We start from the raw sequence: 22,892 nt of genomic DNA, 5'->3' as shown, positions 1-22,892 counted from the left end.
ATCAACCAACACCCCCAACCGACCGACACCGAGTTACGAGACATCGCTTTGACCCGCGAGGGAGGAGCGAGGATTTGCGAGAACGCGCACGCAGGATTCGTCATCCCAATCGTGTAAGATGTGGGTACAGAATGTACAGGTCGGCGACCGGAGCCTGTGCGAGGAATTCCCGCCAACTGTGGTGAAACGGTCCTCCAGCCTGTCGGCTCGGGCAGCACCAGCGGCAGCGGGCACGATATGGGGCAGGTCGAAGACCGCTCCGTGTAGTTCCGGGTTCGCCTTTATCAGGGTAGGGACGACCTCGCCCCGGCGCCACCGACGTCCAGAGGCTCAGCCGCTGCGCCGCTGGACGAGCCACGCCGGGATCCGGCTGCGGGAACTGAACCCGAGCTTGCCGAGGATGTGGTCCACATGGGACTCCACTGTCCGGCGGCTGATCACCAGCCGCTGGGCGATCTCCTTGTTCGTGAGGCCCTCGGCGACGAGCTCGGCCACTTCGAGCTCGCGGCTTGTCAGCTCCGGCTCGGAAGTGTCCCGAGGGGATGCGACCGGAGTGGGCGGAGCGACGTTCTCGCCGAGAAGGTGGGCGATCGCGGCCTCGAAGTCGGTCGACGCTTCGGCGCCGCGTTTGAACGCCGTGCGGTAACGGGCATCGCCGAGAGTCTCGCGGACCGCGCGTTCGCAGGCGGCGTGCTGGTCGAGGGTGCGGCGCAGTCCCAGCATCGCTTTGCCGCCGACGAGCGGCCACACTTGGTTCGCCACGCCGAGGCGTTCGGCGGCGAGCTCGGTCCGGCCGGTCGCGGCGGCGACCCACGACAACAGCTCCACGCACAGCGCGGCGTTGAGGACGTCGTTGAACAGGCGCGCCGTGCGGATTCCTCGCAGGAGCCCCGTTTCCGCCGCGTCGTGGTCGCCGAGCATCCACTGCGCGAGCGAGCGCGAGTAGAGCAGGTGGGTGAGCGCACGGAGCTCTCCGGTCGAGTCGCACGCGGCCAAACCCTCGTTCGCGACGGTCACGGCCGTCGTCGGGTCACCGCCCCATGCCTCGGACTGCGCCACCGTGCCCAGGCTGAGGACTTTGATGCTGGTGTAACCGGGGATGGTAGCGAATCGTGCGTTCGCTTCATGGAACAGCGCCGTGGCGTTGGCGAAATCGCCCTCCAGGAAATGGCGCGCGGCCGTAAGCATGTCCGTGTAGCCGAGCACGACCTGGTCGCCGGTGCGGCGGCCCCACTCCTCGGCCTCGCGGATGAGGGGCAGCGCGGCGCGGGGTTCGCCCATCAGGCACGCGGCATACGCGCTGATCCACAACGCCCGCGCACGGTCGCGGCTCGGCTCGGTGTTCACCCCCAGCGCCCGCGCGAGCCACAGCCGTCCTTCGGTGAGGCGCCCGCATTGCAGCCAGAAGAAGTGCAGCGTCACCACAAGCTCGAGGCCCGCGGCGTACCGGCCGGGGGTGCTCAGGTCGTGGTCGAGCGCGGTACGCAGGTTCGCGTGGTCGCGCAGCATCGACGCGTGGACCTCGACCTGGTCCGCGCCCGTGTCCCAGTCGTGCTGCGCGCGCTCGGCCAAGCGGTGGAAGTACTCGCTGTGTCGGTCGCGCAGCGCGGCTTCGCCTCCCGACTCGGCCAGCTTCTGCCGGCCGTACTCGCGGATCGTCTGCAACAGGCGAAAGCGCGTCGGCGCCCGGTCGGCCGCGGTCTGCACGATGGATTTGTCGACGAGCGCCGCCACGAGACCGAGCACGTCGCCGGTTTCGATGCCCTCGCCGGAGCACACCTCCTCGGCCGCCGCGAGGTGAAACCCGCCGGCGAACACCGCGATGCGGGACCACAACGTCCGCTCACGCGGCGTGCACAGCAGGTAGCTCCAGTCGATCGTGCCCATCAGCGATTTGTGGCGTGCCGGCGCGACCGGGTTGGGGCTCAGCAGCTGGAAGGTGTCGTCGAGCCGATCGAGCAGCTCGTCGATCGCCAGAGTGCGCAGCCATACGGCGGCCAGCTCGATCGCCAGCGGCAGCCCGTCGAGCCGACGGCACACCTCGACGACAGCGGGCCAGTTGCCGCTGTCGAGGGAGAATCCGGGGGAAACCGCGGTGGCGCGTTCGGTGAACAGTGTCACCGCGTCGAGCCCGTGGGCGTCGGCGAGGTCGTGGGTTTCCGGCACCGCCAGCGGCGTCACGGAGTACACCCGTTCGCCTTCGATGCCCAGCACGTGCCTGCTGGTGGCCAGGATCCGGAGGTCGGGCGCGCGGGCGAGGAGGTCGCGCGCGAGCCGTGCACATGCTTCGGCGAGGTGTTCGCAGTTGTCGAACACCAACAGCGAAGTCTTGTCGCGCAAGTACTCGACGAGTCGTCCCGGTGGGTCCTCGTCGGCGTCGCGGATCCCGAAAGCGGCGCCAACGGTCTGGGCAAGCAGTGCGGAATCGTGGAGGTCGCCCAGCTCGAGCAGCCGGACGCCGTCGGGGAAGGTGTGCGCCACCTGGTCGGCGACGCGCGCGGCGAGCCGGGTCTTGCCGACGCCGCCGGCCCCGGTGAGCGTGACGAGGCGTCCCGCCGAGAGCAGCCTGCGGATCTCGACCAGTTCCCGCCGCCGGCCGATGAAGCTGGTCAGCTCCGCGGGCAGCGTCCCCATCGAGACCACCTCCACGAGTTGGTGTGAGAGTACGTCTCGCGGTGGCCGATGTCAGGTTGTTCCGTTTATCTGGCGACCAGCGAACCCCGTACCAGGTCCTGTGCTCAGTGGTGCGGGGTTCGGCGGGTCGGCTCACTTGGTCGGAAGGAGAGTGAGCAACTCCCTTCGGTGTGACTTGCCGGGGAAACGACGCATCTTCCTTCAGGCAGCCAGATCCGGTGCCGGCGGTCTGGGGTCCGGTGCAGGGGAGGGCAACGCCTCCCGGTCGCGCCCGGCCTTCTCACAGCCGGGGAGCCCGGTACCCACGTGCGTCCACTGGCGGCCCCACCAGTGACTGATGAGGACGGTGGACCGGAAGCAGGCCGGGCACGGTTGGCGAAGCGAGTCGATCGCCATCGGGGGACCTCCGTGTCGGGTTGTGCTTCGTGCTCTTCAAGAGTCGCGTCCGCGCGCGGCCCGCACATCGGGAGTCCTTCGGAGAAACTACGTACCTATCCGGTCGGCAGAGGTTCACCGTCCCTCCCGGTACCGGACGGGTGCGGGTCGATCGCGACGGGTGAACTCACCCGGATCCGCTTTGGAACCAGGGAGAAACCCACAGTGTTCACCTCGTCACGCGCTCGGCGCATGCTCGCGGCAGCCGCCGATTCGGCCGCGGTCCTCACGCCCGTGGCCGACGCCGCAGTGTCCGGTTCCGCGGGCAACACCTGGACCACCGACGCTCTCGCGCCGAGAGTAACCGTGCGCACCGGTGTGCTCAGCCGCCCCTCACCCTCCGTTCTGGACAGCCACTATCACCGCGCCGTGACCGCCCTGCTGGTCCGCGAGACCCGAGCCCCTGCTCGGCTCGGGTCTGCGGACGTCCTCGGCTTCACCAGCCTCGCGGAGGCTTGGCGGCTGTCGTTGTCTGTGGCGGCTGTGGGCGGTCCGCGGACGGCTGCGGATCGACGAAATCGGCGACGCAACCGGGATTGCACTGCCCGAGCACGACGAGTACGCAGACCATCTGCGGGCTGGTGCCGCGTGGTCTCGGCCGCGCGGCGCACGTAAGTGACGAGGTCGAAGGCACCGTCTCGGCACCCGGCCCCAGCGATGAACCCGCGCAGCAGGTCGTGGTGATCCGGGTCGACTCGGTCGTGCGGAACGTGCCCCTCGCCGTGCAGGTGGGCATCCTCCCGGCGCCGAGCCAGAAGGGGAGGAGGTGCGATGAGCGCCGGCCTGTTGCGCTGTTCGGTTGTTCGCGCTCGTGAGGCTCCCGGAGGTGCACGGCACCGAGCTGCCACGCTTGCCGCAGACGTCTGCGGGTTGGCCGCCGATGACGGGGCCGTTCTACATCGCGGCAGCCGGGTCGGTGAGCTGCCTGTTCGTGTTCGACCCATCGGCCGGTTCCCAAGTCCTTGACCCTGCGCGGCTTGACGATGTCGCCCTCCCGATCGCAGCTCGCCGCCGCCGGCTTCACGGCCTGGCCAGCTTTCGCGTTGTCTATCAGCGTCTTTCATCGCGAGACCCACGCCGGCCCGCGCAGCCCGGCATGGCCGAGATCGGTCGCGGTGGCCGGTGATCTCTGGTTGCGCACCGGCGACACCGCGTGCGCGTCCTCGTCGACGCAGGCTCCACCGCACCGGAACCTCGCCGCCAACGTGACATCGCGCTGCTGTGCTGGGATCGCCATCGAGCTGAAATGGGTGTAAGCAGGAGGTCTCGAGTCCGACGGTGGAGGTGCCGGATGGGCGAGGGTGAACTTCCGCTCCACGACCCGTCCGCGCGGGTCGAGATTCTCGGTGAGAACGAACGGACCCGCGTTGTACGGCTGTTCCTCCCCGGGCGGACCGTCGTCGGCAAGCAGCCGCTCGGGCCGGACGCGCAGCGGCGGCTGCGGCACGAACGGGCGGTGCTGGAGCGGCTTCGCGGTGTCGCGGGTGTCGCACAATTGGTGGAGGCGGCGGGGCGGCTTCCGGGCTCGATCGTGCTGGCGGACGCGGGCGCTCGGAATCTGGCGGAACTCTCGAAGCCGCTGCAAGTCGGAGTCTTGGTCGACGTCGGTCTGGGGTTGGCCAGGGCCGTCGCGGCTGTGCACTGTCGCGGGGTGCTCCACCGCGACATCACGCCGGCGAACGTGGTGATCTCTTCCGACGGTTTGCCGTGTCTGGTGGATTTCGCGTTGGCCACGTCTGTCGCCGATGGCGGTGAGCGGTCCGCCGATCGCGGCGAGATCGTCGGGACGCTGCCGTACCTGGCGCCCGAGCAGACCGGCCGCACCGGCCGTCCGCTGGATCGGCGAACCGACCTGTACTCGCTGGGCGCGACGCTGTACGAACTGGCGACGGGCGCGCCGCCGTTCGGCTCAGGCGACCCGCTGCGGCTCACTCACGACCACCTTGCGCGAGTCCCGACGCCGCCGAATGAGGTCAACGCGGCGCTGCCGCCGCCAGTCTCCGAGATCATCCTGCATCTGCTGGAGAAGGAGCCGGACGATCGGTACCAGACCGCGGAGGGCCTGGTCTACGACCTGGAACGGGTACGGAGCACCCGGGCCGGGCCGGCGACGGGTTCACTCCGCGTCGGTGAGCACGACTTCCCGCCCGCGCTGGCCGCGCCGCCCCGGCTGGTGGGACGCGACGCCGAGGTGGCCGTGTTGCAGGCGGCGTTCGAGGACGCGCTCGGGGGCCGGTGCCGGGGGATGCTGGTCAGCGGCGCGGCCGGGGCGGGAAAAACGACACTGGTCGATGAGTTGCGGCCGACGGTGGCGAGCCGGGGCGGCTGGTTCCTCGCGGGCAAGTTCGACCAGTACCGGCGAGATCTGGAGTTCGACGGGCTGTACCAGGCGTTCCGCTGCCTCGGCCGGCTGCTGCTGGCCGAGCCGGAGAGCGAGCTGGATGTGGTCCGACGACGGATCGCTGCCGCGGCGGGCTCCAACGCCGGTCTGATGACCGCGGTGGTGCCGGAGTTCGCCGCACTGCTCGACGTGGCGCCCGATCCCGGCAACCCGCTCACTGCGCAATCGAGGGCACAGCACAACAGCGTTCAGGTCCTGCGGGCGGTCGCCTCACCGGAGCGACCGGTGGTGCTGTTCCTCGACGATCTGCAATGGGCGGGGCTTGGCCCGCTCGGGTTCGTCGACCTTCTGCTCGACGAGGAGCCGATCGCCGGCCTGCTGTTGGTGGGGGTGCACCGAGACGAGGACGTGGACTCCGCACGGCCGCTCGCGGCACTGCTTTCCCGTGCCCGGCCCGGCGTGCGGTCCCTGCGGCTGGGCGAGCTGCCGCTCCAGGGGTTGGCCGCCATGGTCGCCGACATGCTGCACGCCGACGCAGACGCGGCAACAGGCCTGGCCGAGGTGCTCGCGCCGCGCACGTCCGGCAACCCGTTCGAAACCGTGCAGCTGCTCAACGCACTGGGAAGAGAGGGGATGCTCACTGCCAGCGGTACCGGCTGGCAGTGGGACTCGGCGGCGGTGCGGGCGCATCTGGGCCGGTCTGAGGTCGGCTCCCTGGTGGCGGCGCGGGTCGAGGCCCTGCCGGCGCCGTCCCGAGCGTTGGTGGAGGCGATGGCCTGTCTAGGCGGGCGCGCCGAGCTGAGCCTGCTGGGCACCGCCACCGACGAACCGGAAGCCGCACTCCACCAGCACCTGGCGCCCGTCCTCGACGAAGGCTTTCTGGAAGTCGACGGCGGGGAGGTCCGGTTTCCGCACGACCGCATCCGCGAGGCCGTGGTTCGCCGGCTCGGCCCCCACCGGCGAGGCGCGCTCCATCTGGCCATGGCCCGGCGGCTGGCCGGGGTGCCGGAGCTGTTCGCCGCCGCCGCCGAGCAGTACCTACCTGTCGCCGACGCCGTCGGCGACGCCGCCGAGCGAACACAAGCGGTGACGCTGCTGCGCCGCGCTGCCTGCCAGGCACGGTTGATCGGGGACCACACGCTGGTGCACGCGCTGCTGACCGCCGCTTTGCAGTTGGTCGACCAGGAGGCGATCGGCACTCGGGTCGAGCTGCACAGCGGCCGCCAGGCCGCTTTGTACAGTTTGGGGCGCCTGGACGAGGCGGCCGACGAGTACCGCAGGATCGCCCGACTGTGTCCCAGCGCCATGCAGCGTGCCGACGCCACCTGCTTGGAGGTGCGCAGTCTGACCCACCGGAAACGGTTCAGGGAGGCGATCGAGCTCGGCCGGGAGTCCTTGGCTGACTGCGGCATCGTCGTTCCCACGACCGAGCGGCTCCCCCTTGAACTCGACGGTCAGTTCGACCACCTGTACCAGTGGCTGGACCACACCGGCCCCTCCGACGACCTGAGCCGGCCGGATCTGGCCGAGCCCACCTTGCTCGCCGCGTCCCGTCTGATCAACGTGGTTCTGCCGCCGGCCTACTTCGTCCCCGATGTCGCCCTGTACGGGTGGCTGAGCCTGGAGGCGTTGCGGATCTGGCTCGGACACGGGCCCGGCCGCACCCTTCTCGGGCCGGCGAGCCACGCTGCCATCGCCGCGATGGTGCTGCGCGACGACTACGCTTCCGCGTACCGCGCGATGCGCCGGCTCCTGGAGCTGGGCGATGCCCGCGGCTACGAACCCGACACCGCTCCAGTGCGCTCGGCGTTCGCCAGTGTCTGCTGCTGGTTCGAGCCGATCGAGAACGCCGTCCGAACGGCCGAGTGTGCCCGGGAAGCACTGATCGCAGCGGGCGAGCCGGCCTGGGCCGGATACGCCTACGCACCTGGTGTGGCGGGACTGCTGGAGTGTGCCCCCTCGCTGGACGACTACGTCGCCGAGGTGGATGCCGGCCTGGCCTTCGTGCGCCGCACCGGTAGCGAACAAACCGCCCAGTGGCTCGAGAGCTATCGGTGGCTGGCGGCTGTCCTGCGCGGCGAAAGCCCAGTTCAAGCCGGTGACGCCATCCCCATCGCCAGGTATGCCGACAACCCGTCGGCGCTCCTGTTTGCCCACCTGGCCCGAGCGGTCGCCGCCGCGGTCTTCGGCGATCCGGCCGGCCTGGCGAGGCACACCGCTGCCGCGATGCCGATGCTCCAGGCGACCTCGGGCTTCTACCCGTCCGCCCTGGCCCGCCTGCTGCGGGGGCTGGCCCTGGCCGGCCAGGCCCGCGCTACCGACGGCGACGAACGTGCGGCGCTGCTGACCGACCTGGACGAGGTGACGAGCTGGCTGGCCGCCCGCGCCGCCGACGCCCCGGACAACTTCCTGCACCTGCTGCGGCTGCTCGAGGCCGAACGGGCCTGGACGGTCGGCGACTTCCGCGCCGGCGCCCTGGCCTTCGACACCGCCCGCCGCGAGGCTGTCCGGCACCAACGCCCGTGGCACCGAGCCCTGATCACCGAGCGCACCGCCCGCTTTCACCTAGCCCACGGCCTTGACCACACCGGCCAAGAACTGCTCGTCCAGGCCCGAAGGTGCTACGCCGCCTGGGGAGCGACCGCCAAGGTTGCCCAGCTCGACTGGGCCTACCCCACCTTGCGATCCGGAACCGATACCACGCCAGGGCTCGGCGGCGAGCTCGCCGAGGGCCTCCCTCAGAGCTCCGTCATCACCACCGGCGCCCTCGACTTGCTCGGTATCCTGTCCGCCTCCCAGGCGCTGAGCTCAGAGACCAGCATCGGTCGCCTGCGCGCCCGCGTCGTCGAGGTGCTCTCCGCGCTGACCGGCGCCACCGCCGTGCAGCTGCTTCACTGGAGCGACGATCTCAATGACTGGCTGCTGCCCACCCCCAGTAGCGACGTGGTGGACAACCTCGACGAACATGCGGCCCCGCTGTCGGTGGTGCGCTACGTCCAGCGCACGGGCGAGCCGCTGGTCGTCACCGACGCCACCCGCGACGAACGTTTTGCCCGCGACCCGTGGTTCGCCGACCTCACGTGCTGCTCACTGCTCGCGGTGCCGATCCTGAGCCGCGGCGTCCTGCGAGCCGCTCTGCTACTGGAAAACCGCCTGATCCGCGGCGCCTTCACCGCGGAACGGCTTGATGCCGTCAAGCTCATCGCGGGCCAGCTCGCCGTTTCGCTCGACAATGTGCAGCTGTACACCCAGCTCACCGCCTCACGAGCCCGCCTCGTGACGGCGGCCGACCATGCGCGCCACCGCATCGAGCGGGACTTGCACGACGGCGCCCAGCAGCGGCTCGTCGCGCTCGCCCTGCGGCTACGCGCGGCCGAGGCGGTGGAATCCGGTGAACTCGCCAGCGATCTTGGCGAGCTCGCCGCCGAAGCCGTCAGCGTGATCGACGAGCTGCGGGAGATCGCGCGCGGCATTCACCCGGGAATCCTGGACACGGGAGGGCTCCAGCCCGCGATACGCACGCTCGGCCGCCGCTCACCGATCCCGGTCGACCTCGACCTGCCCCCGCTGCCGAAACTACCCAAGCATGTCGAGGTCAGCGCCTACTTCATCGTCGCGGAGGCACTCACCAACGCGGCCAAGCACTCACGGGCATCCTCGGTCGCCGTGACCATCCGTTCCGACGCGGCGAACGGCGTATTGCGCATCTCGGTACGCGATGACGGCGTCGGCGGCGCCGAGCTCACCGGGGGCACCGGTTTACTCGGCCTCAAAGACCGCGTCGAGGCGATCGGCGGCCGGATCCTTCTCCAGAGCCCGCGCGGATCGGGGACGAGCCTGCAGGCGAAGCTCCCGCTCGACGGCGCGGACTTGTCGTCCGCCATGGAAAGCGATGCAGGGGTGATGAACTCGCCGGAGTGATGGTGCGCCGGCGCTCCCACGCGAGCGCAACGCCGAGTTCGCCGGCTCCTCGGGCCTGCAGCTGCGCTTCTCCTTCGACCGCGCCGGGAGCGCGGCGACGCGGCCACGGCGCGCTTTCCCGCCTGGCTTGCCGGGATCCGGCAGGTCCTTGAGCGGGGTCAACTTCCCCGGGGGAAGACCAACAGCAGCGTTGATTGACGGTGCCCTACCTGCGGCCGATCATGGTTGACGCAGGGCCGATCAGGGAGATTGGCACGGTCCTCAACAGCAGACGTCGAACCGCCTTGGCCCAGTCCGAGCTGTGGGACTCGGCCGACCGGCTGCTCGCCCACGCGGCGAGTTCCTGCATGCTGTTCACGCTCGATTTCTGAACGCACCTTGGCTGTACTGGTGCGGGGCCGGGGTTGCGCTGTCGACGCCCGGCCAGTGTCTACTTGTACCAGTGGTGAAACGCCCGCCGACTGTGCAAGGCGAGGGTTGCGTGGCCAGCCGCCCGAGGTCGAGGCCGACCAGAAGGTCGATGAGACGTGCTCCTGCCAGTGGAATTAAGGACGGCACGACCACCGCCGCGGGTTGGGTGGTGGCAGCCGTGCCGTCCTGGCCTCGCGCGGTGGGGATCGCACGAGGCGTCAAGGGTTCAGCGCGCCGCTGTCGGGCCGAGCCCGTAGCCGCCGGCGATCAGCCGGCGACGGACCTCGGCCAAGAGCTGCGGTGCGCCTGGGGTATCGCTGTGTGCGCAGATGGTTTCGACGGAATCGAAACGGTCATCCGTAAGCATCTTCGTGACCCGGTCGGCGGCGTCGGCAGGCGAGCCGAGGTCATTGAGGTTTCAGCCGAACATGATGACGTTCGCGCCTTGTAGGGGCGATCCGCGAAGTACTCGTCGACCACTTTCAGGCCGTGCGCCCGTCCGGCATCGGCGAGTGCTGAGCCTGGCAGGGCGTACAGCGTGAGGTCCTTGTAACGTTGATCAACTAAGGGATGTCTCGTAACCCGGTGTACGTCGACTGGTGCTGTTGGTTGATCATGGTGTGGTGCAGGTGATCTCAGCGTCGCGGTCGGAGTGGATTGCCCCTTTCACGGGCTTGGAACCGGGGCAGTTCCGCAAGCTGGTGCGGGTCGTGGCGGACCGTGGTGGTGACGAGATCGCTGATGGTCGGACGGGTCGTCAGTGGCGGCTTGACCTGGCCGATCGTGTGCTGCTGGTCGCGACGTACTGGCGGACGAACCTGACGATGCGCCAGATCGGGCCGCTGTTCGGGGTGTCGCATTCCGCGGCGCACCGGGTGATCGACACCATCGGCCCGCTGCTGGCGCTGGCCCGGTCCGCAAGCGCCGGATCGACTCGGTCGCGATCGTGGACGGCACCTTGGTGCCGACGCGGGACCACCGGCTGGCGACACCCTCGAAGAACTACCGGTTCTCGGCGAACGTGCAAGTCGCGATCGACGCGGACACCCGGTTGGTGAGCGCCGCCGGGGACGCGCATCCGGGCAACCGCAACGACTGCACCGTCTACCGCGACTGCGGCATGGAGCGGGAACTGGCCGGGCGCCCGGTGATGGCCGACGGGGGCTACCAAGGCAACTCCAGGGTGATCATGCCTTACCGCAAACCTCGTGACGGCAGCGATCTGCCGGACTGGCAGGAAGACCTCAACGCCGTCCACCGCAAGATCCGTGCTCGGGTCGAGCACGCGCTGTCGCGGATGAAGTGCTGGAAGATCCTGCGCGACTACCGTCGCGCCGCCAGCACCCTGAACGACACCGTCTCCGGCATCGCGCATCTGCACAACATCCTCCTAACCAACTGAACCACAACATCAATCCCACCAACCACAAGATCAGTTACGAGACAGCGCTTAGCGTGTTGTCACAGGTCAACGACCTGCTCGAAGTACGCGAGTACGGGCATGGCCATCTGCTCACACTCCCGTTGGCCTAAGTTCAAGCGATGCTGCGGAAGCGCGACGGCAATCGCTTAGAATTTCCAGATAATCATGAAGGGTATTTTGAAGCTTACATCACTCCGCTGATTCTTAATGTCTTCGCAATGGCCCCGCAGTTCGGCAGTAGAGGAGGAATATGCGCAGGTCAGAGGGCTAGCCAAGACATGACGGCGTCTCGCTCTCCGGAGGCAAAGTCTCAGGTTCGAATTCTGCTGGGCTCACTTCCTGAGTATCCATGGAGAGCAGGAGAACCGCCTCCTGCCAGCGCGAATACCAGCTGAGGCGATTCGCTCGCTCTCCGGTTGATTCCAGGTAGGCACAGACAGCTCGTCCCAATGCTTTCCGAGGCGATCAGGACTCGGCAGTCCTCGCGGCGCGTGAGGTCGAGGGTCTTCTCGATGCAAGCCTGGTCTCGCCTACATGAAGCCGGCCGCGCGGCGCACTACTTGCTCGAGGCGTGATGCCATATCGTCCAGTCCGGCCGCGCCGCGGACGGCGTTGGCCAGGTTGCGTGCGCTGCCTTCAAGGTGCCCGAGGTCACGCGCCGAGTACTTCAGCATCGCGGCGTTGTCTTCAAGGTGCCTAAGGTCGCGTGCCGCCGAGCTGAGCATCGACACAACGTCCGGGTCGAGGATCGATCCTGACCTGCGTAGAGCTTTGATCTCGTCACGAAGTTCCCGGATGAGGGCTGCTGCTTCTCCGTCTGTCTGCTCAAGGCGAGCCAACGTGGCGCGGATATCCTGATTCTGCGTCTCGATCGCCGAACTGATCCGTTCGACTAGGCCGTCCTCTGTGATGTCACGCAGACCCCGCAGCTGGTCGTAGCGTCCTTCCTCGCGCTCGCGCTTCCAGCCTTCGAGTAGTTCGATCGTGAATCGCTGATCAGCCCCCGGTTCGTCGACCGTGTCGTGGTGGGGCTTGCAAAGGAACAGCAGGTTGTCGAAGGCATCGACCAGCGTCACGGGCAGCGCAGGCACGTAGCGCTGGGCCGCCTTCTCGTCCGATCGGATGTGCGCGATCTGCAAGTTGAGGCGGTATCGATCTTCGACCTTCTTGAGCAGGGGCTCCGTGCAGCCCGGTCCCCAGTAACACTTTCCTTGGCCGAACAGAATCAGTGCGGCGCGATCGCCACGGGTGTAGTTGCGTGGTGGCACGACTCCTCCTCCTGTGGGTTTTGCTCACAGAAGCGATACACCCAGGCACCGACAGTACGGACCGCATAGGTGACCCGGCTCGCTCTTACCACCCGTTCGGCCCAGCCAACGCGTGCCTGTTCGACCCGCCACGCCCCGTGCCCTCAAACTTCGGTCGATCGGGCGATCCGTGCAGGCAATCAAGGGTTTCCCGACCGGATTCAAAATCCGTGCATCGAAGCGCGCCCTACACGACCGTCCGCTCCGAAGTGCCTGACAAACTGCCCTGACTGTCGACGAGGCGTGAAAGCTGACCCCCTACCGACGGGTAAGAACGGACCCCGTTCAGGGTAGGGAGTGATCAGTGTGCAGGGCTGGGCGGAGATCCGTCGTCTTCACCGAGCGGAAGGCGTGCCGATCAAGGCGATCGGCCGGCGGCTCGGGATCGGCCGGAACGCAGTCCGGCGGGCGTTGGTGGCCGAGGGGCCACCGCGGTATCAGCGGCCGCCGCGCGGGTCGATTGTGCACGCTGTGGAGCCGCAGATCCGGCCGTTGCTGGCGGAGTGGCCGGCAATGCCGGCGACGGTGATCGCGGAACGGGTCGGGTGGACGAGGTCGCTGACCGTGCTGCAAGGAGCGAGTGCGGGAGCTGCGGCCGTTGTTCGCGCCGCCGGATCCGGCCAGCCGGACCGATTACGAGCCTGGTGAGCTCGCGCAGTGTGATCTGTGGTTCCCGCCGGTGGACGTGCCGCTGGGGTTCGGCCAGACCGGTCGGCCGCCGGGGTTGTGCTGGTCAGCGGCTATTCGCGGATGATCACGGCGGTGATGTTGCCGTCGAGGCAGTCTCCGGATCTGCTGGCCGGGCACTGGCGCCTTCCGTCAGGCTGGGGACGGGTTCCCAAGGCCCTGGTCTGGGACAACGAGTCCGCCGTCGGGCAGTGGCGGAGCGGGAAACCGCAGCTGACCGAAGCGATGAACGCCTTCCGCGGAACGCTCGGCATCAAAGTGATCCAGTGCCGGCCCGGCGATCCGGAGGCCAAGGGCCTGGTCGAGCGGGTCAACGGCTATCTGGAGACCTCGTTCCTGCCCGGACGGGCTTTCGCCAGCCCGGCTGACTTCAACACCCAGCTCACGGGCTGGCTGCAGCTGGCCGACCAGCGCCGGCATCGGCGGTTGGGTTGCCGCCCGGTCGATCGCTGGGCGGCCGATCGGACCGCGATGATCGAGCTGCCCCCGGTCGCGCCGGTGACCGGCTGGCGATCGACCATACGCCTGCCGAGAGATCACAACCTGCGCCTCGATTCCAACGACTATTCGGTCCACCCGAGTGTCGTCGGACGCCTCGTCCATCTCGCCGCCGATCTCGACGAGGTCGTGGTCACCTGCGAGGACGTCGAGGTCGCCCGGCATGCCCGTTGCTGGGCCGATCACCAGAGCATCACCGACCCCGTCCACGCGGCCGCCCAACTGCGCCAGGCCCGCCGGCTGGTCGCGGTTCCGAAGGCCGACACCAGCGTCGAGCACCGGGCCCTGACCGACTACGACCGCCTGTTCGGTCTCGAGAGCAGCGCAGAGGGGATCGCCTGATGGCCACCACGAAACCCGCCGCCAACACCAGCGGCCGCAACATCGACGGCGAGATCGCCTACCTCACTCGCGCGTTGAAGGCCCCGTCCTTGGGCCAGGCCGTCGAGCGGCTGGCCGAACGGGCCCGCGCGGAGAACTGGACGCACGAGGAGTTCCTCGCTGCCTGCCTGCAACGCGAGGTCGCCGCGCGGGAGTCCCACGGGGGCGAGGGCCGCATCCGCTCCGCTCGGTTCCCGGCGCGAAAATCGTTGGAGGAGTTCGACTTCGACCACCAGCGCTCGCTCAAACGCGACACCATCACCCACCTCGGCACCCTGGACTTCATCACCGCCAAGGAGAACGTCGTGTTCCTCGGCCCGCCGGGGACGGGGAAGACGCATCTGTCGATCGTGCTGGGGATGCGGGCCTGGCAGGCCGGGCACCGGGTCGCGTTCGCCACCGCCGCCGAGTGGGTTGCTCGCCTCGCGGATGCCCACCACGCCGGGAACCTGCAGGCCGAGCTGGTCAAACTCGGGCGGATTCCGCTGATCATCGTCGACGAGGTCGGCTACATCCCGTTCGAGGCCGAGGCGGCCAACCTGTTCTTCCAGCTGGTGTCGTCGCGTTATGAGCGCGCCAGATTGATCGTCACGTCGAACAAGCCGTTCGGGCGCTGGGGCGAGGTCTTCGGCGACGACGTCGTCGCCGCGGCCATGATCGACCGCCTCGTCCACCACGCTGAAGTGATCTCGATGAAAGGAGACAGCTACCGCCTCAAGGACCGAGACCTCGGCCGAGTCCCACCGGGGTCTGCCCAGGGTCTGGTTGACACCTCATCTGTGAGGCTTCGGCCTCGCCTGGAAGGATGTCGTCGTGCCCAAGCCCTATCCCCGTGAGTTTCGTGACGACGTGATCGCTGTGGCCCGCCGCGGCGAGGTCTCGTTGAAGCAGGTCGCCAAGGATTTCGGGATCTCCGAGTCGTGTCTGGCGAACTGGCTGCGCGCGGCCGACGTTGAGGACGGCACCCGGCCCGGCGTGACCCGGGATGAGTCCGCCGAGCTGCGGGAACTGCGTAAACGCAACCGGTTGCTGGAGCAGGAGAACGAGGTCCTGCGAAAGGCGGCGGCCTATCTGGCGCAGGGCAATCTGCCGGGAAAATAGTCTTCCCGCTCGTCCGTGACCTGGCCGCGGCCGGCGCCCCTATGCGGGTGCCGGTCGCGGTGACGTGCAGGGTGCTGGGGATCTCCCGGCAAGCCTACTACCAGTGGTGTTCGTCCCCGGTCTCGCAGCGGGACTGGGACGACGCGCATCTGATCGACACCGCGCTCGAGATCCACGCCGACGACCCGGCCGACGGCTACCGGTTCATCGCGGACGAACTCGCCCGGCGCGGGTTCACCGCCTCGGAGAACCGGGTGTGGCGGATCTGCTCGATGCAGCAGATCTTCTCACTGCACGCCAAGAAGAAAGACCGCACCCGCACAGCCGGCCCGCCGGTGCACGACGACCTCGTGCGCCGCGATTTCACCGCCGGCGCCCCGAACGTGAAGTGGCTGACCGATATCACCGAGCATGCCACCAGCGAGGGCAAGCTGTACTTGTGCGCGGTCAAGGACTGCTACTCCAACAAGATCGTCGGATACTCCATCGCCCTGCGCGACCCGCACGGTGTCGTGGTCCACTCCGACCGCGGAGCCCAATTCCAATCGGCGCCCTACCGGCGCCTGCTGCAGGCGCATGGGCTGACCGGGTCGATGGGGCGGGTCGGCGCCTGCGGTGACAACGCCGCGATGGAATCGTTCTTCTCGCTGCTGCAAAAGAACGTTCTCGACACCCGACGGTGGCGCACCCGGGAGGAGCTCCGATTAGCGATCGTGTCCTGGATCGAGACGAAGTACCACCGCAAACGCCGCCAACGCGCCCTGGGCAAGCTCACCCCAGTCGAGTTTGAGACCATCTACACCACCGCAGCAGCGGCCTGAGAAACAGTCAACTCCAGTGTCAACCGAAGTCTGGGCAGACCCCCGGCCACCAAAGCCAACGACTAACAACAAGCCACAGGGGGTCCTTTTTCATCCGTCGCCACAGGGTCCAGCTTCAGCCGCCGTTGACACGCTGTTCGGTCGACTGCGGTCGAACCGGGACCGCGCGATTGTCGCGATGGGGGTGAGCTCGGCGGCCCGGCCGAGTGAGTTGCTGGGCATGGCGGGTGCGGACGAGGATTGGGGTGAGCAGCAGATCCGGGTGGAGCGCAAGGGCACGCGTGCGGTTCAGTGGCTGCCGGTCAGCGCGGAGTCGTTGGTGTGGCTACGGCTCTACCTGGTCGAGGTTGGCGAGGTTGGCGAGGTTGGTGCCGGTGATCCGCTGTGGCAGTCGCTGCGGCGACGAGATCGTGGCGGTGGGCTTGCGCGCCAGCCGTTGAGCTATGAATCGCTGCGCGCGGTGTTCCGCCGCCTGAATGCGGTCTTGGGCACGAATTGGACGTTGCACGACCTGCGCCACACCGCGGCGATCCGCATGTCGCGCGATCCGCGAGGCTGGCTCGGCGAGGTCGAAGGACTCAAGGTCAGCCTCGCCGGCGCCGAGGATAAGCTCGCCCAGGTCGTCCGGCGTTCCGGACAACGAGCCGTCATCGGTATCGGCATGCCCATGATCAGGAGCGAAGGCCAGTGAGTGGTGGTTCAGATCAATCGGGGCCGGAGCCAGGAATGAGTGCCTGGCCGATCGAACGCCTCCGGACGTTCACTGCAAACACCCACGATTGGTGGCAACTCGAATCGGTTCGACTTCTCGCCCAGCAGCATGCCTACGATTCCGACCAGCCCCGCGAAGTACGTCGGCACTGGGCCGAGCTGTCGCTGATGGCGAACAGGTGCATGCGCGGCAGCGGCGCACAGGGATCGGCGCGCGAACTCCAGCAGGACTTCATGCTGCGAATGTGGGTGATCGAATACCTCGGTCCCCAGGACGGGAATGCCAACTGGCCTCCCGAGGCATTGGGCGCCGACACGCTCGCCGCCCTGGTGATGTCGCCATCAGAAGCAGCGACTCTCGCCAGCAACTGGCGTGAGCTTTCCGCTGAACAGGTCCGCGAGCTGCGGCGGCACAAGAGCGTGACAGCCCACCTGGAGCGACTTATCGGCCATCTGCAGCCAGGTCCGACGCGCGATCGGCTTCTTCCCTGGATCGAGACCCGCCAACTGCTGCCCTGACCCCTACCAGGCCGAACTTCAGCACCCACAATCGAGTTCAGAGAAGCCTGCGTCCGGTGCCCCGTGTTGCACGTCGATCCCCGCCAGCGCGTCCGGCTGGTCGAGATCGTGGCGAACCTGTGCGACCGGATCAGCGAAGCCCGCATGACGGCTGGCTCGGCGAAGTCGCAGGCCTGACCGCCAGCTTGAACGCCGCGACAACAAAACTGGCCGACCTCGACCGCATCACCCGCCGGGACCACCACACCGGGCCGGTGATGGTCGGCATGCCGGTTCTGGGACGCCCACCCAGCTGATCCTGGAGGCTCTCCGCCCGCGGCGCGCTCACCTCTGCTCACCGGGGGACGCGACGCCGAACTGCAGCATGAGCCAGGACGGCTCGGCCCCGGTACTGCTTGCACCGCGGCAGGGGTGCAGGCACCAGTCCCGCCTCCAGAGCCGGTTTCGCAGCCCGCGGAGCGACACAATGGTCGTGATGGTGGTTTCGGCATTGCACCGCCGGTCGGTTCGACGACTCAGGGGTCGTCGGTGCGGTCGAAGGGAACGTCTATCGTCTGGACGGTGATGCGTCGGCCGAGGTTGGCCAGTCCCTCGACCACGGTGTCGAGCGTGGCCAGCCCCCGTTCCCGCTCGGCTCAAGCTGGTGGGCGCTCGCACCCTTTGGCATAAAGCAGGCTCTACGCTGATCGCCGACGAAAGGGGACACAGTGCGGCAGAACATACACTTCATGACCTTCGCGACCGCCGATCTAGACGCCGCGCGTCGCTTCTATGCGGACGCTCTGGGCTGGATGCCGCTGGCCGACGTGGCGGGCGAGATCATCTTCTTCCAGGTGGCGCGCGGTGTGGTGCTGGGCCTATTCGACGCGGCGAGTTTTAACCGTGACCTCGCCGACGGCACTGACCGTGCCTCGGTCTCCGGTGTGATCATCTCCCACAACGTCGACAGCCCCGAAGAGGTCCGGTCTATTGTGGACACCATGGCCGCCGCCGGTGGAACCGTGTTGAAGAAGCCACAACCCGGCGAGTTCGGTGGCATCTTCCATGCTCACGTCCGCGACCCGAACGGCATCATTTGGGAGATCGCTCGCAACCCCAACTGGCGCGTCTTCGAAGACGGCACCGTTTCGCTGAGCTGACGATGTCCACTCGACTCGCCTTCAGCCCGGCGATCGGGGCAGCGGCTCAGATCGGCGCTCCGTCGTAGAGCGAAGGTCGGCCAGCTGTGGGGCGTAGTCTGGCTCGGCGGGGGACAGCAGGCCGAAGATGCTGTCGCTGTAAGAGGCACTCGCGATCGTGTCTGAGGTGCTCGCCGCCGGGCGAGGTGGGTGCTGGATGCCCGTGGCCGGCGTCAGTGTGTCGCCTGCGGCAGCGGCGAAGTCGCTGGTGGGGCTTGGAAAGCTTGGATTATGAGTGCGGCGAAGCGTCGGGAGGCCGCGATTCGTACCGCCGGTGTGCTCGCGTGGATGCCGTCGTTTGCCATGATCATGAGGATGAGGTCGTCCAAGACGACGTCGGGGCGCAGCTGGCCGGTGTCCTGGGCGCGGCGGATCAGTCTGGCTGCGGAGGTCAGCGAGGAAGTGCGGTTCGCGGCGAAGTCCATCGCGCGCGGGAAGGCGGACTTGAACGCCGCGGTGAAGCCATGGTCGCGTGCTTGCAGCTCACAGAGCTTCTCGACCGCGAGGCGAAAGCCGTGCCAAGGGTCAGGGTCGGCGAGGCCTTCGTCCAAGCTGGATCGCCATGCGCGCATCCGGTTGGTGAACACCTCGGCGGCCAGGTTCTCCTTGGTCGGGAAATGGCGGTAGACGGTCGCGGGCCCGACCTCGGCGCCTCGGGCGATCTCCCGGATCGGCACGTCCAGTCCGTCGGTGACGAACACCGTGAAAGCCACATCGAGGATGCGGTCGCGGTTGTCACGGGCGTCGGAACGTCGGCTGTGAGTCAAACGAGCGGTCACCGCTCTCAATTTAGTCAGACGGACGTGAGTATCCGCTACGGTCCGCTGAGCACAGGACCCAAGTCCGAAGAAGATTGACCAAAACCATGACTTTCACGAGGCGCGACGGCGACACCTGGGACCTCGCCTCCAGCGTCGGTGCGACTGCGACCGCGGCGGCCGCCGCCCGGGCGATCGTGACGCGCACGGATCCCGCGCTGATCGACGACCCGTTCGCCGAACCGCTCGTCCGCGCTGTCGGCATCGATCTGCTCACCCGGCTGGCGACTGGCGAACTGCCTCCCGACAGCTTGGTCGGACAGGAAGCGATCGACGGCGCCAAGGTGTGGACCAAGGTCTACGACGAGTTTTTCCTCGACGCGGCGAACGCGGGCATCACGCAGGCGGTGATCCTGGCCTCGGGGCTGGATTCCCGCGCATATCGGCTGCCTTGGCCGGCCGGGACCGTCGTATACGAGCTCGACCAGCCGCAGGTCGTCAGGTTCAAGTCCCGCGCGTTGGCGGAGCTGGGTGCCGCGCCTACGGCCGAGCGGCGAGTGGCCGCGGTCGACCTGCGTGAGGACTGGCCCGCCGCGCTGCCTACCGTCGGGTTCGACCCGGCACGGCCGACCGCGTGGAGCGCCGAGGGGCTGTTGGGCTACCTGCCACCCGAGGCGCAGGACAGTCTCCTGGACACGGTCACCGAGCTCAGTGCGCCGGGCAGCCGGCTGGCGACCGAAAGCAGGCCCAACCCGCGGCCAGGCGACGAGGACAAGACGAAGGACCGGCTGGGCGGCATTGCCGAACGCTGGCGCGCACACGGATTCGACGCCGACCTGGCGAAGGTGCGCTATTTCGGGGAGCGCAACGAAGCCGCCCCCTACCTGAGCAATCTCGGCTGGGCGCTGACCACCAGCACCACCCGTGACCTCCTCGCCACCCACGGACTGCCGCCCCTCGAGAACGACGACCTGCGCATGAGCGACCTGCTCTATGTGAGCGGCACCCTCAACAAATAGCTGCTACCGCGTGACAACCGACTCACACTCGGGATTGTCGAAGAAAGTCGGTCCGTCCGTGCTGTCTCATCATCGGCAGCCCCGGGGCGGTCTCGGCAGGCCATTGGGCGATCGCCTCAGCCGACGGACGGGCTGCGAGGTAGCTGTGCCAGTCTCGTTTGGCGTTCCGGTCCCGGCCCCCGTCTCGTGAGCTGCCTGGCTGGGGAACTGACCGGCGGGGCCTGCGGGAGCTGACCACGGAGGCGACCTGCATCGGGTGCTGCTGCCGGGGGTGTCCACGCTGGTCAGGCTGGTCCTCACCACCGACGCCTTCCAGGCCCCCGACGTCGTCATCACCATGGGCTGCGGCGACACCTGCCCCGTCTTCCCCGGCAAGACCTACCTCGACTGGCACCTCGACGAACCGCCGGCAAACCGCCGCCGAGATCCGCCCGATCCGCCACGAGATCCGCATCCGCGTCAGCGCGTTGATCGAGCAGCTGGCACCTACCGGAAGTCTCGGGACTTCGACGCCAAGCTTTTGAGGTCCAGCGGGGCGAACTGGTCGGCCACGATCGAGACCGTCCCCTGTCCGACTTGGCGATGCCGCGTACGACGACGGCAGCGTGGCTCATCAGAATTTGCCTACTCCGGTCAAACAGCCCGACGGACACGACCACGTTGCACATGCCGGTCTCGTCCTCCAGATTCAGGAAGGTGATGCCGCCGGAGGTGGCGGGGCGTTGTTTGTGGGTGACGGCGCCGCCGACCTTGATCCGGGTGCCGTCGGGCACGTCGAGCAGCTGTCCGGTGGGGATGGCGCCGAGCTGGTCAAGATGGCCGCGGAGGAAGTCGACGGGGTGGCGGTCGGCGGTGACGCCGGTGGCCCACAGGTCGGCGGAGGAGAGCTCGAACGCGGTCATGCCGGGCAGCGCCGGCGCGTCGTGCCCGATGGCGAGGCCGGGCAGGTGCTCGGCGCGGGTGGTCGCGGCCGCGCCGGCGTGCCAGAGCGCGGCGCGGCGGTCGGTGCTGACCGGGGCGAGCGCGCCGACGGTGGCCAGGGCTTCGGCCCGTCGCGTGCACCCCACGCTGGTCGTCGAGGTCCGCGCCGAGACCTCGGTCCTTGCGTTCACCAACCGGCAACGCCCGCACGTGCACCGCCTGCGCCTGGACCTCAGCCCCGGCGACGTCGCGCCCGAACCTGATCCGCGGGGAGGCGCGGGCGTGTCAGCCGAACGCGTCACCGAGGACACGTAGCCGCAGCTGGCGCATCACCACGCGCTTGACCTTGGCATCAACGTCGGCCGGCTCGGTCTCCGGCTGCCCGCCACCACCACCGCGGCCACATCGTGCACCTTGACGTTCGTGTGCTGCGACAGCTCACGCAACAGGGCGAAGGCCGTCTCGGCCGAGCAGGCCCGCAACAACATGATCTGCCTTAGGGGTCGTAGCGGTAGCTCGCAGCCAGGCTTCCGGTGGTGGAGAGCAGGACGACGATGCTGCCTTGATAGTCGGTGACCAATGACGATGACACGCTCGGAAATCCAACCAACACCGTGCCTCGCTCCCCGGTAAGAGAGCGAGGCACGGCCTCGTCTACAGTCAATTCTTTTTACGGATGAATTCCGCCGACGCGGCGACCGCGGCAACAAAGAGACCGCCGGCGACATATTGCATGAATTCGGCGCCCTTCACCGAAAATGCAATTATGAAGCAAACGATGGCCGCCGCAAGGAGCACTGCCACGGGCCACCAAACGGGTTTTACTCTCTTTGTCACGATTGGCTATCTCCTGGTCTGCGTTTTCATCCCCTGGGTCGGGCGCCACTTCCGTGCCTGCCCGACATCGGTCCTACCGAAGATTTACGAGTTGAACGGTGATTCCACTTTCTTGGTTAGCACTGAGAATCCTCGACCAACCGCACCCGTTGCGGCCCCGATGCCGCATCCCAGAGCCAGATTGGAATGATCCAGTGCTGCGGTAACGAGGCCAGTTGCGCACCCGCCGATAATGGCGCCTCCGAGCGGACCTAATGGGGTGACACCGAACGCCATCACACCTCCCCTCGTCGAGATCACCTCAGTGTTGCAGGGCAGAGCTGGGTGCCCCCGGGCGGATGATGGTCGCGGACTAGAGCGTCCGGTCAAGGTCGATCGCCACGGAGGCAGTCGGGTCGGTTGACAGCGCTGCCACCCATTCCACCACCGCCCCTAGAGGCTCGAGCTACCGACGGGTGCGCATGAAGATGAGTGCAGCCGCCAGCATGGCCAAGACTCCGGCGACGATGACGATGTCTCCAGTGACGTCGATCCATGTCGAGCTACCCGGGCTAGCCCGAAGCAGAAGGAAAACGCCAGCAAATACCAAAAGGATGGAGACGAGGGTCACCACAAAGAGGAGTACCTGTCGTCTACCCATTGAACTCCCCGGCCAATTTTATTATGTGACTCGCTATCGTCGGAAAAAAATTGTTGGCGGTCGGCCGATTTTCCGCCGGCCGGGAATCGAAAGGAACGGGCCGTGACGCTGCATCCTGCCAGGGCCAACGCCGCCCGCGCCACGTTACGACACCAATGATGGCACCCACGAGCAGCGCCAAACTGGCGCCCCGAGGGGCAAGTTTGGCGCTGCCGTGAGCCATCCTCTTACCTATCAGCGCACTCCTGATCACTGCCGTGGCCACGTTGAATCGGTCAACCATCTTTCGATACTTCGTTGACTTGGGTGTGCTGCGTCCGCAGTGTCTGGCAACTTGCGGACGCAGCAC

The 22,892-nt window shown here is 67.7% G+C and carries 16 protein-coding genes and 5 pseudogenes; 13 read left to right on the top strand and 8 right to left on the bottom strand.

Annotated features, from left to right (window positions below; translation table 11 throughout):
• Window positions 1-33 precede the first annotated feature (33 nt).
• Window positions 34-294 (bottom strand): annotated as a pseudogene (locus ACWEOE_RS39405) (methyltransferase); the annotation flags it as partial.
• A 36-nt stretch (window positions 295-330) separates the two neighbouring features.
• Window positions 331-2,634, bottom strand: coding sequence for a LuxR C-terminal-related transcriptional regulator (locus ACWEOE_RS39400; RefSeq protein WP_452018488.1), 2,304 nt, complete (start codon window positions 2,632-2,634; stop codon window positions 331-333).
• A gap of 1,412 nt (window positions 2,635-4,046) precedes the next feature.
• On the opposite strand from ACWEOE_RS39400, the gene ACWEOE_RS39395 reads away from it, so the two are divergent.
• From ACWEOE_RS39395 to ACWEOE_RS39385, 3 genes are all read left to right on the top strand, one after another.
• The gene (locus tag ACWEOE_RS39395) at window positions 4,047-4,325 is read left to right on the top strand and encodes a hypothetical protein (protein WP_452018486.1); all 279 of its coding nucleotides are present in this window, start codon (window positions 4,047-4,049) and stop codon (window positions 4,323-4,325) included.
• 35 nt (window positions 4,326-4,360) lie between these two features.
• Window positions 4,361-9,331 carry an AAA family ATPase gene (locus ACWEOE_RS39390; protein ID WP_452018484.1) on the top strand — a complete coding sequence of 1,657 codons (4,971 nt, stop codon included), beginning with the start codon at window positions 4,361-4,363 and terminating at the stop codon, window positions 9,329-9,331.
• Between the two features lie 194 nt (window positions 9,332-9,525).
• Entirely contained in the window at window positions 9,526-9,702 is a 177-nt protein-coding gene (locus tag ACWEOE_RS39385; protein ID WP_452018482.1) for a hypothetical protein, read from the top strand.
• Window positions 9,703-10,009: 307 nt separating this feature from the next.
• On the opposite strand, the gene ACWEOE_RS39380 is transcribed toward ACWEOE_RS39385, so the two are convergent.
• A complete protein-coding gene (locus tag ACWEOE_RS39380; protein WP_452018498.1) occupies window positions 10,010-10,381 on the bottom strand; it encodes a LamB/YcsF family protein in 372 nt (123 codons plus the stop codon).
• Between ACWEOE_RS39380 and ACWEOE_RS39375 the strand changes: the two are divergent.
• Window positions 10,366-11,144 (top strand): annotated as a pseudogene (locus tag ACWEOE_RS39375) (transposase family protein). The gene ACWEOE_RS39380 and the pseudogene ACWEOE_RS39375 overlap by 16 nt on opposite strands.
• A 551-nt stretch (window positions 11,145-11,695) precedes the next feature.
• Here ACWEOE_RS39375 and ACWEOE_RS39370 read toward each other — a convergent pair.
• Window positions 11,696-12,433, bottom strand: coding sequence for a hypothetical protein (locus ACWEOE_RS39370; protein WP_452018480.1), 738 nt, complete (start codon window positions 12,431-12,433; stop codon window positions 11,696-11,698).
• 336 nt (window positions 12,434-12,769) lie between these two features.
• On the opposite strand from ACWEOE_RS39370, the pseudogene istA reads away from it, so the two are divergent.
• From istA to ACWEOE_RS39340, 6 genes and pseudogenes are all read left to right on the top strand, one after another.
• Window positions 12,770-13,999 (top strand): annotated as a pseudogene (gene istA / locus ACWEOE_RS39365) (IS21 family transposase).
• Window positions 13,999-14,874, top strand: coding sequence for an IS21-like element helper ATPase IstB (gene istB, locus ACWEOE_RS39360; RefSeq protein WP_452018478.1), 876 nt, complete (start codon window positions 13,999-14,001; stop codon window positions 14,872-14,874). The pseudogene istA and the gene istB overlap by 1 nt, the downstream one beginning before the upstream one ends.
• A protein-coding gene (locus tag ACWEOE_RS39355; RefSeq protein WP_452018476.1) for an IS3 family transposase occupies window positions 14,852-15,960 on the top strand; the annotation gives its coding sequence in 2 pieces (ribosomal slippage) (window positions 14,852-15,130 and window positions 15,133-15,960; 1,107 coding nt in all). Before istB ends, ACWEOE_RS39355 begins: the two co-directional genes overlap by 23 nt.
• A gap of 16 nt (window positions 15,961-15,976) precedes the next feature.
• Window positions 15,977-16,651, top strand: coding sequence for a site-specific integrase (locus tag ACWEOE_RS39350; protein ID WP_452018474.1), 675 nt, complete (start codon window positions 15,977-15,979; stop codon window positions 16,649-16,651).
• Between the two features lie 35 nt (window positions 16,652-16,686).
• Window positions 16,687-17,190, top strand: a complete 504-nt coding sequence (locus tag ACWEOE_RS39345) for a hypothetical protein (RefSeq protein WP_452018472.1) — start codon at window positions 16,687-16,689, stop codon at window positions 17,188-17,190.
• 728 nt (window positions 17,191-17,918) lie between these two features.
• A complete protein-coding gene (locus ACWEOE_RS39340) occupies window positions 17,919-18,329 on the top strand; it encodes a VOC family protein (RefSeq protein ID WP_452018470.1) in 411 nt (136 codons plus the stop codon).
• A 212-nt stretch (window positions 18,330-18,541) separates the two neighbouring features.
• On the opposite strand, the gene ACWEOE_RS39335 is transcribed toward ACWEOE_RS39340, so the two are convergent.
• A complete protein-coding gene (locus ACWEOE_RS39335; protein ID WP_452018468.1) occupies window positions 18,542-19,147 on the bottom strand; it encodes a TetR/AcrR family transcriptional regulator in 606 nt (201 codons plus the stop codon).
• Window positions 19,148-19,233: 86 nt separating this feature from the next.
• Here ACWEOE_RS39335 and ACWEOE_RS39330 point away from each other — a divergent pair, with 86 nt between their 5' ends.
• Window positions 19,234-20,145, top strand: a complete 912-nt coding sequence (locus tag ACWEOE_RS39330) for an SAM-dependent methyltransferase (protein ID WP_452018466.1) — start codon at window positions 19,234-19,236, stop codon at window positions 20,143-20,145.
• 295 nt (window positions 20,146-20,440) lie between these two features.
• Window positions 20,441-20,669: pseudogene (locus tag ACWEOE_RS39325) on the top strand (arsenate reductase ArsC); the annotation flags it as partial.
• 96 nt (window positions 20,670-20,765) lie between these two features.
• On the opposite strand, the pseudogene ACWEOE_RS39320 reads toward ACWEOE_RS39325, so the two are convergent.
• Window positions 20,766-21,047 (bottom strand): annotated as a pseudogene (locus tag ACWEOE_RS39320) (hypothetical protein); the annotation flags it as partial.
• A 154-nt stretch (window positions 21,048-21,201) separates the two neighbouring features.
• Here ACWEOE_RS39320 and ACWEOE_RS39315 point away from each other — a divergent pair.
• Window positions 21,202-21,381 carry a hypothetical protein gene (locus ACWEOE_RS39315; RefSeq protein ID WP_452018464.1) on the top strand — a complete coding sequence of 60 codons (180 nt, stop codon included), beginning with the start codon at window positions 21,202-21,204 and terminating at the stop codon, window positions 21,379-21,381.
• Between the two features lie 14 nt (window positions 21,382-21,395).
• On the opposite strand, the gene ACWEOE_RS39310 is transcribed toward ACWEOE_RS39315, so the two are convergent.
• Both ACWEOE_RS39310 and ACWEOE_RS39305 read right to left on the bottom strand, forming a co-directional pair.
• Complete coding sequence (locus ACWEOE_RS39310) at window positions 21,396-21,554, bottom strand: ANTAR domain-containing protein (RefSeq protein ID WP_452018462.1); 159 nt, start codon at window positions 21,552-21,554, stop codon at window positions 21,396-21,398.
• 172 nt (window positions 21,555-21,726) lie between these two features.
• Window positions 21,727-21,870, bottom strand: coding sequence for a hypothetical protein (locus ACWEOE_RS39305; protein WP_452018460.1), 144 nt, complete (start codon window positions 21,868-21,870; stop codon window positions 21,727-21,729).
• Window positions 21,871-22,892: the final 1,022 nt, after the last annotated feature.

Source organism: Amycolatopsis sp. NPDC004368, assembly GCF_053602515.1.
Note: the sequence above shows the minus strand (reverse complement) of the source record. Positions and strands in the feature narration are given on the sequence as shown.

Excerpts from the sequence above, each read along its gene's own strand:
- ACWEOE_RS39400 (WP_452018488.1), bottom strand. The coding sequence starts at position 2,634 with ATGGGGACGCTGCCCGCGGAGCTGACCAGCTTCATCGGCCGGCGGCGG.
- ACWEOE_RS39340 (WP_452018470.1), top strand. The coding sequence starts at position 17,919 with ATGACCTTCGCGACCGCCGATCTAGACGCCGCGCGTCGCTTCTATGCG.
- istB (WP_452018478.1), top strand. The coding sequence starts at position 13,999 with ATGGCCACCACGAAACCCGCCGCCAACACCAGCGGCCGCAACATCGAC.
- ACWEOE_RS39390 (WP_452018484.1), top strand. The coding sequence starts at position 4,361 with ATGGGCGAGGGTGAACTTCCGCTCCACGACCCGTCCGCGCGGGTCGAG.
- ACWEOE_RS39345 (WP_452018472.1), top strand. The coding sequence starts at position 16,687 with ATGAGTGCCTGGCCGATCGAACGCCTCCGGACGTTCACTGCAAACACC.
- ACWEOE_RS39310 (WP_452018462.1), bottom strand. The coding sequence starts at position 21,554 with ATGTTGTTGCGGGCCTGCTCGGCCGAGACGGCCTTCGCCCTGTTGCGT.
- ACWEOE_RS39330 (WP_452018466.1), top strand. The coding sequence starts at position 19,234 with ATGACTTTCACGAGGCGCGACGGCGACACCTGGGACCTCGCCTCCAGC.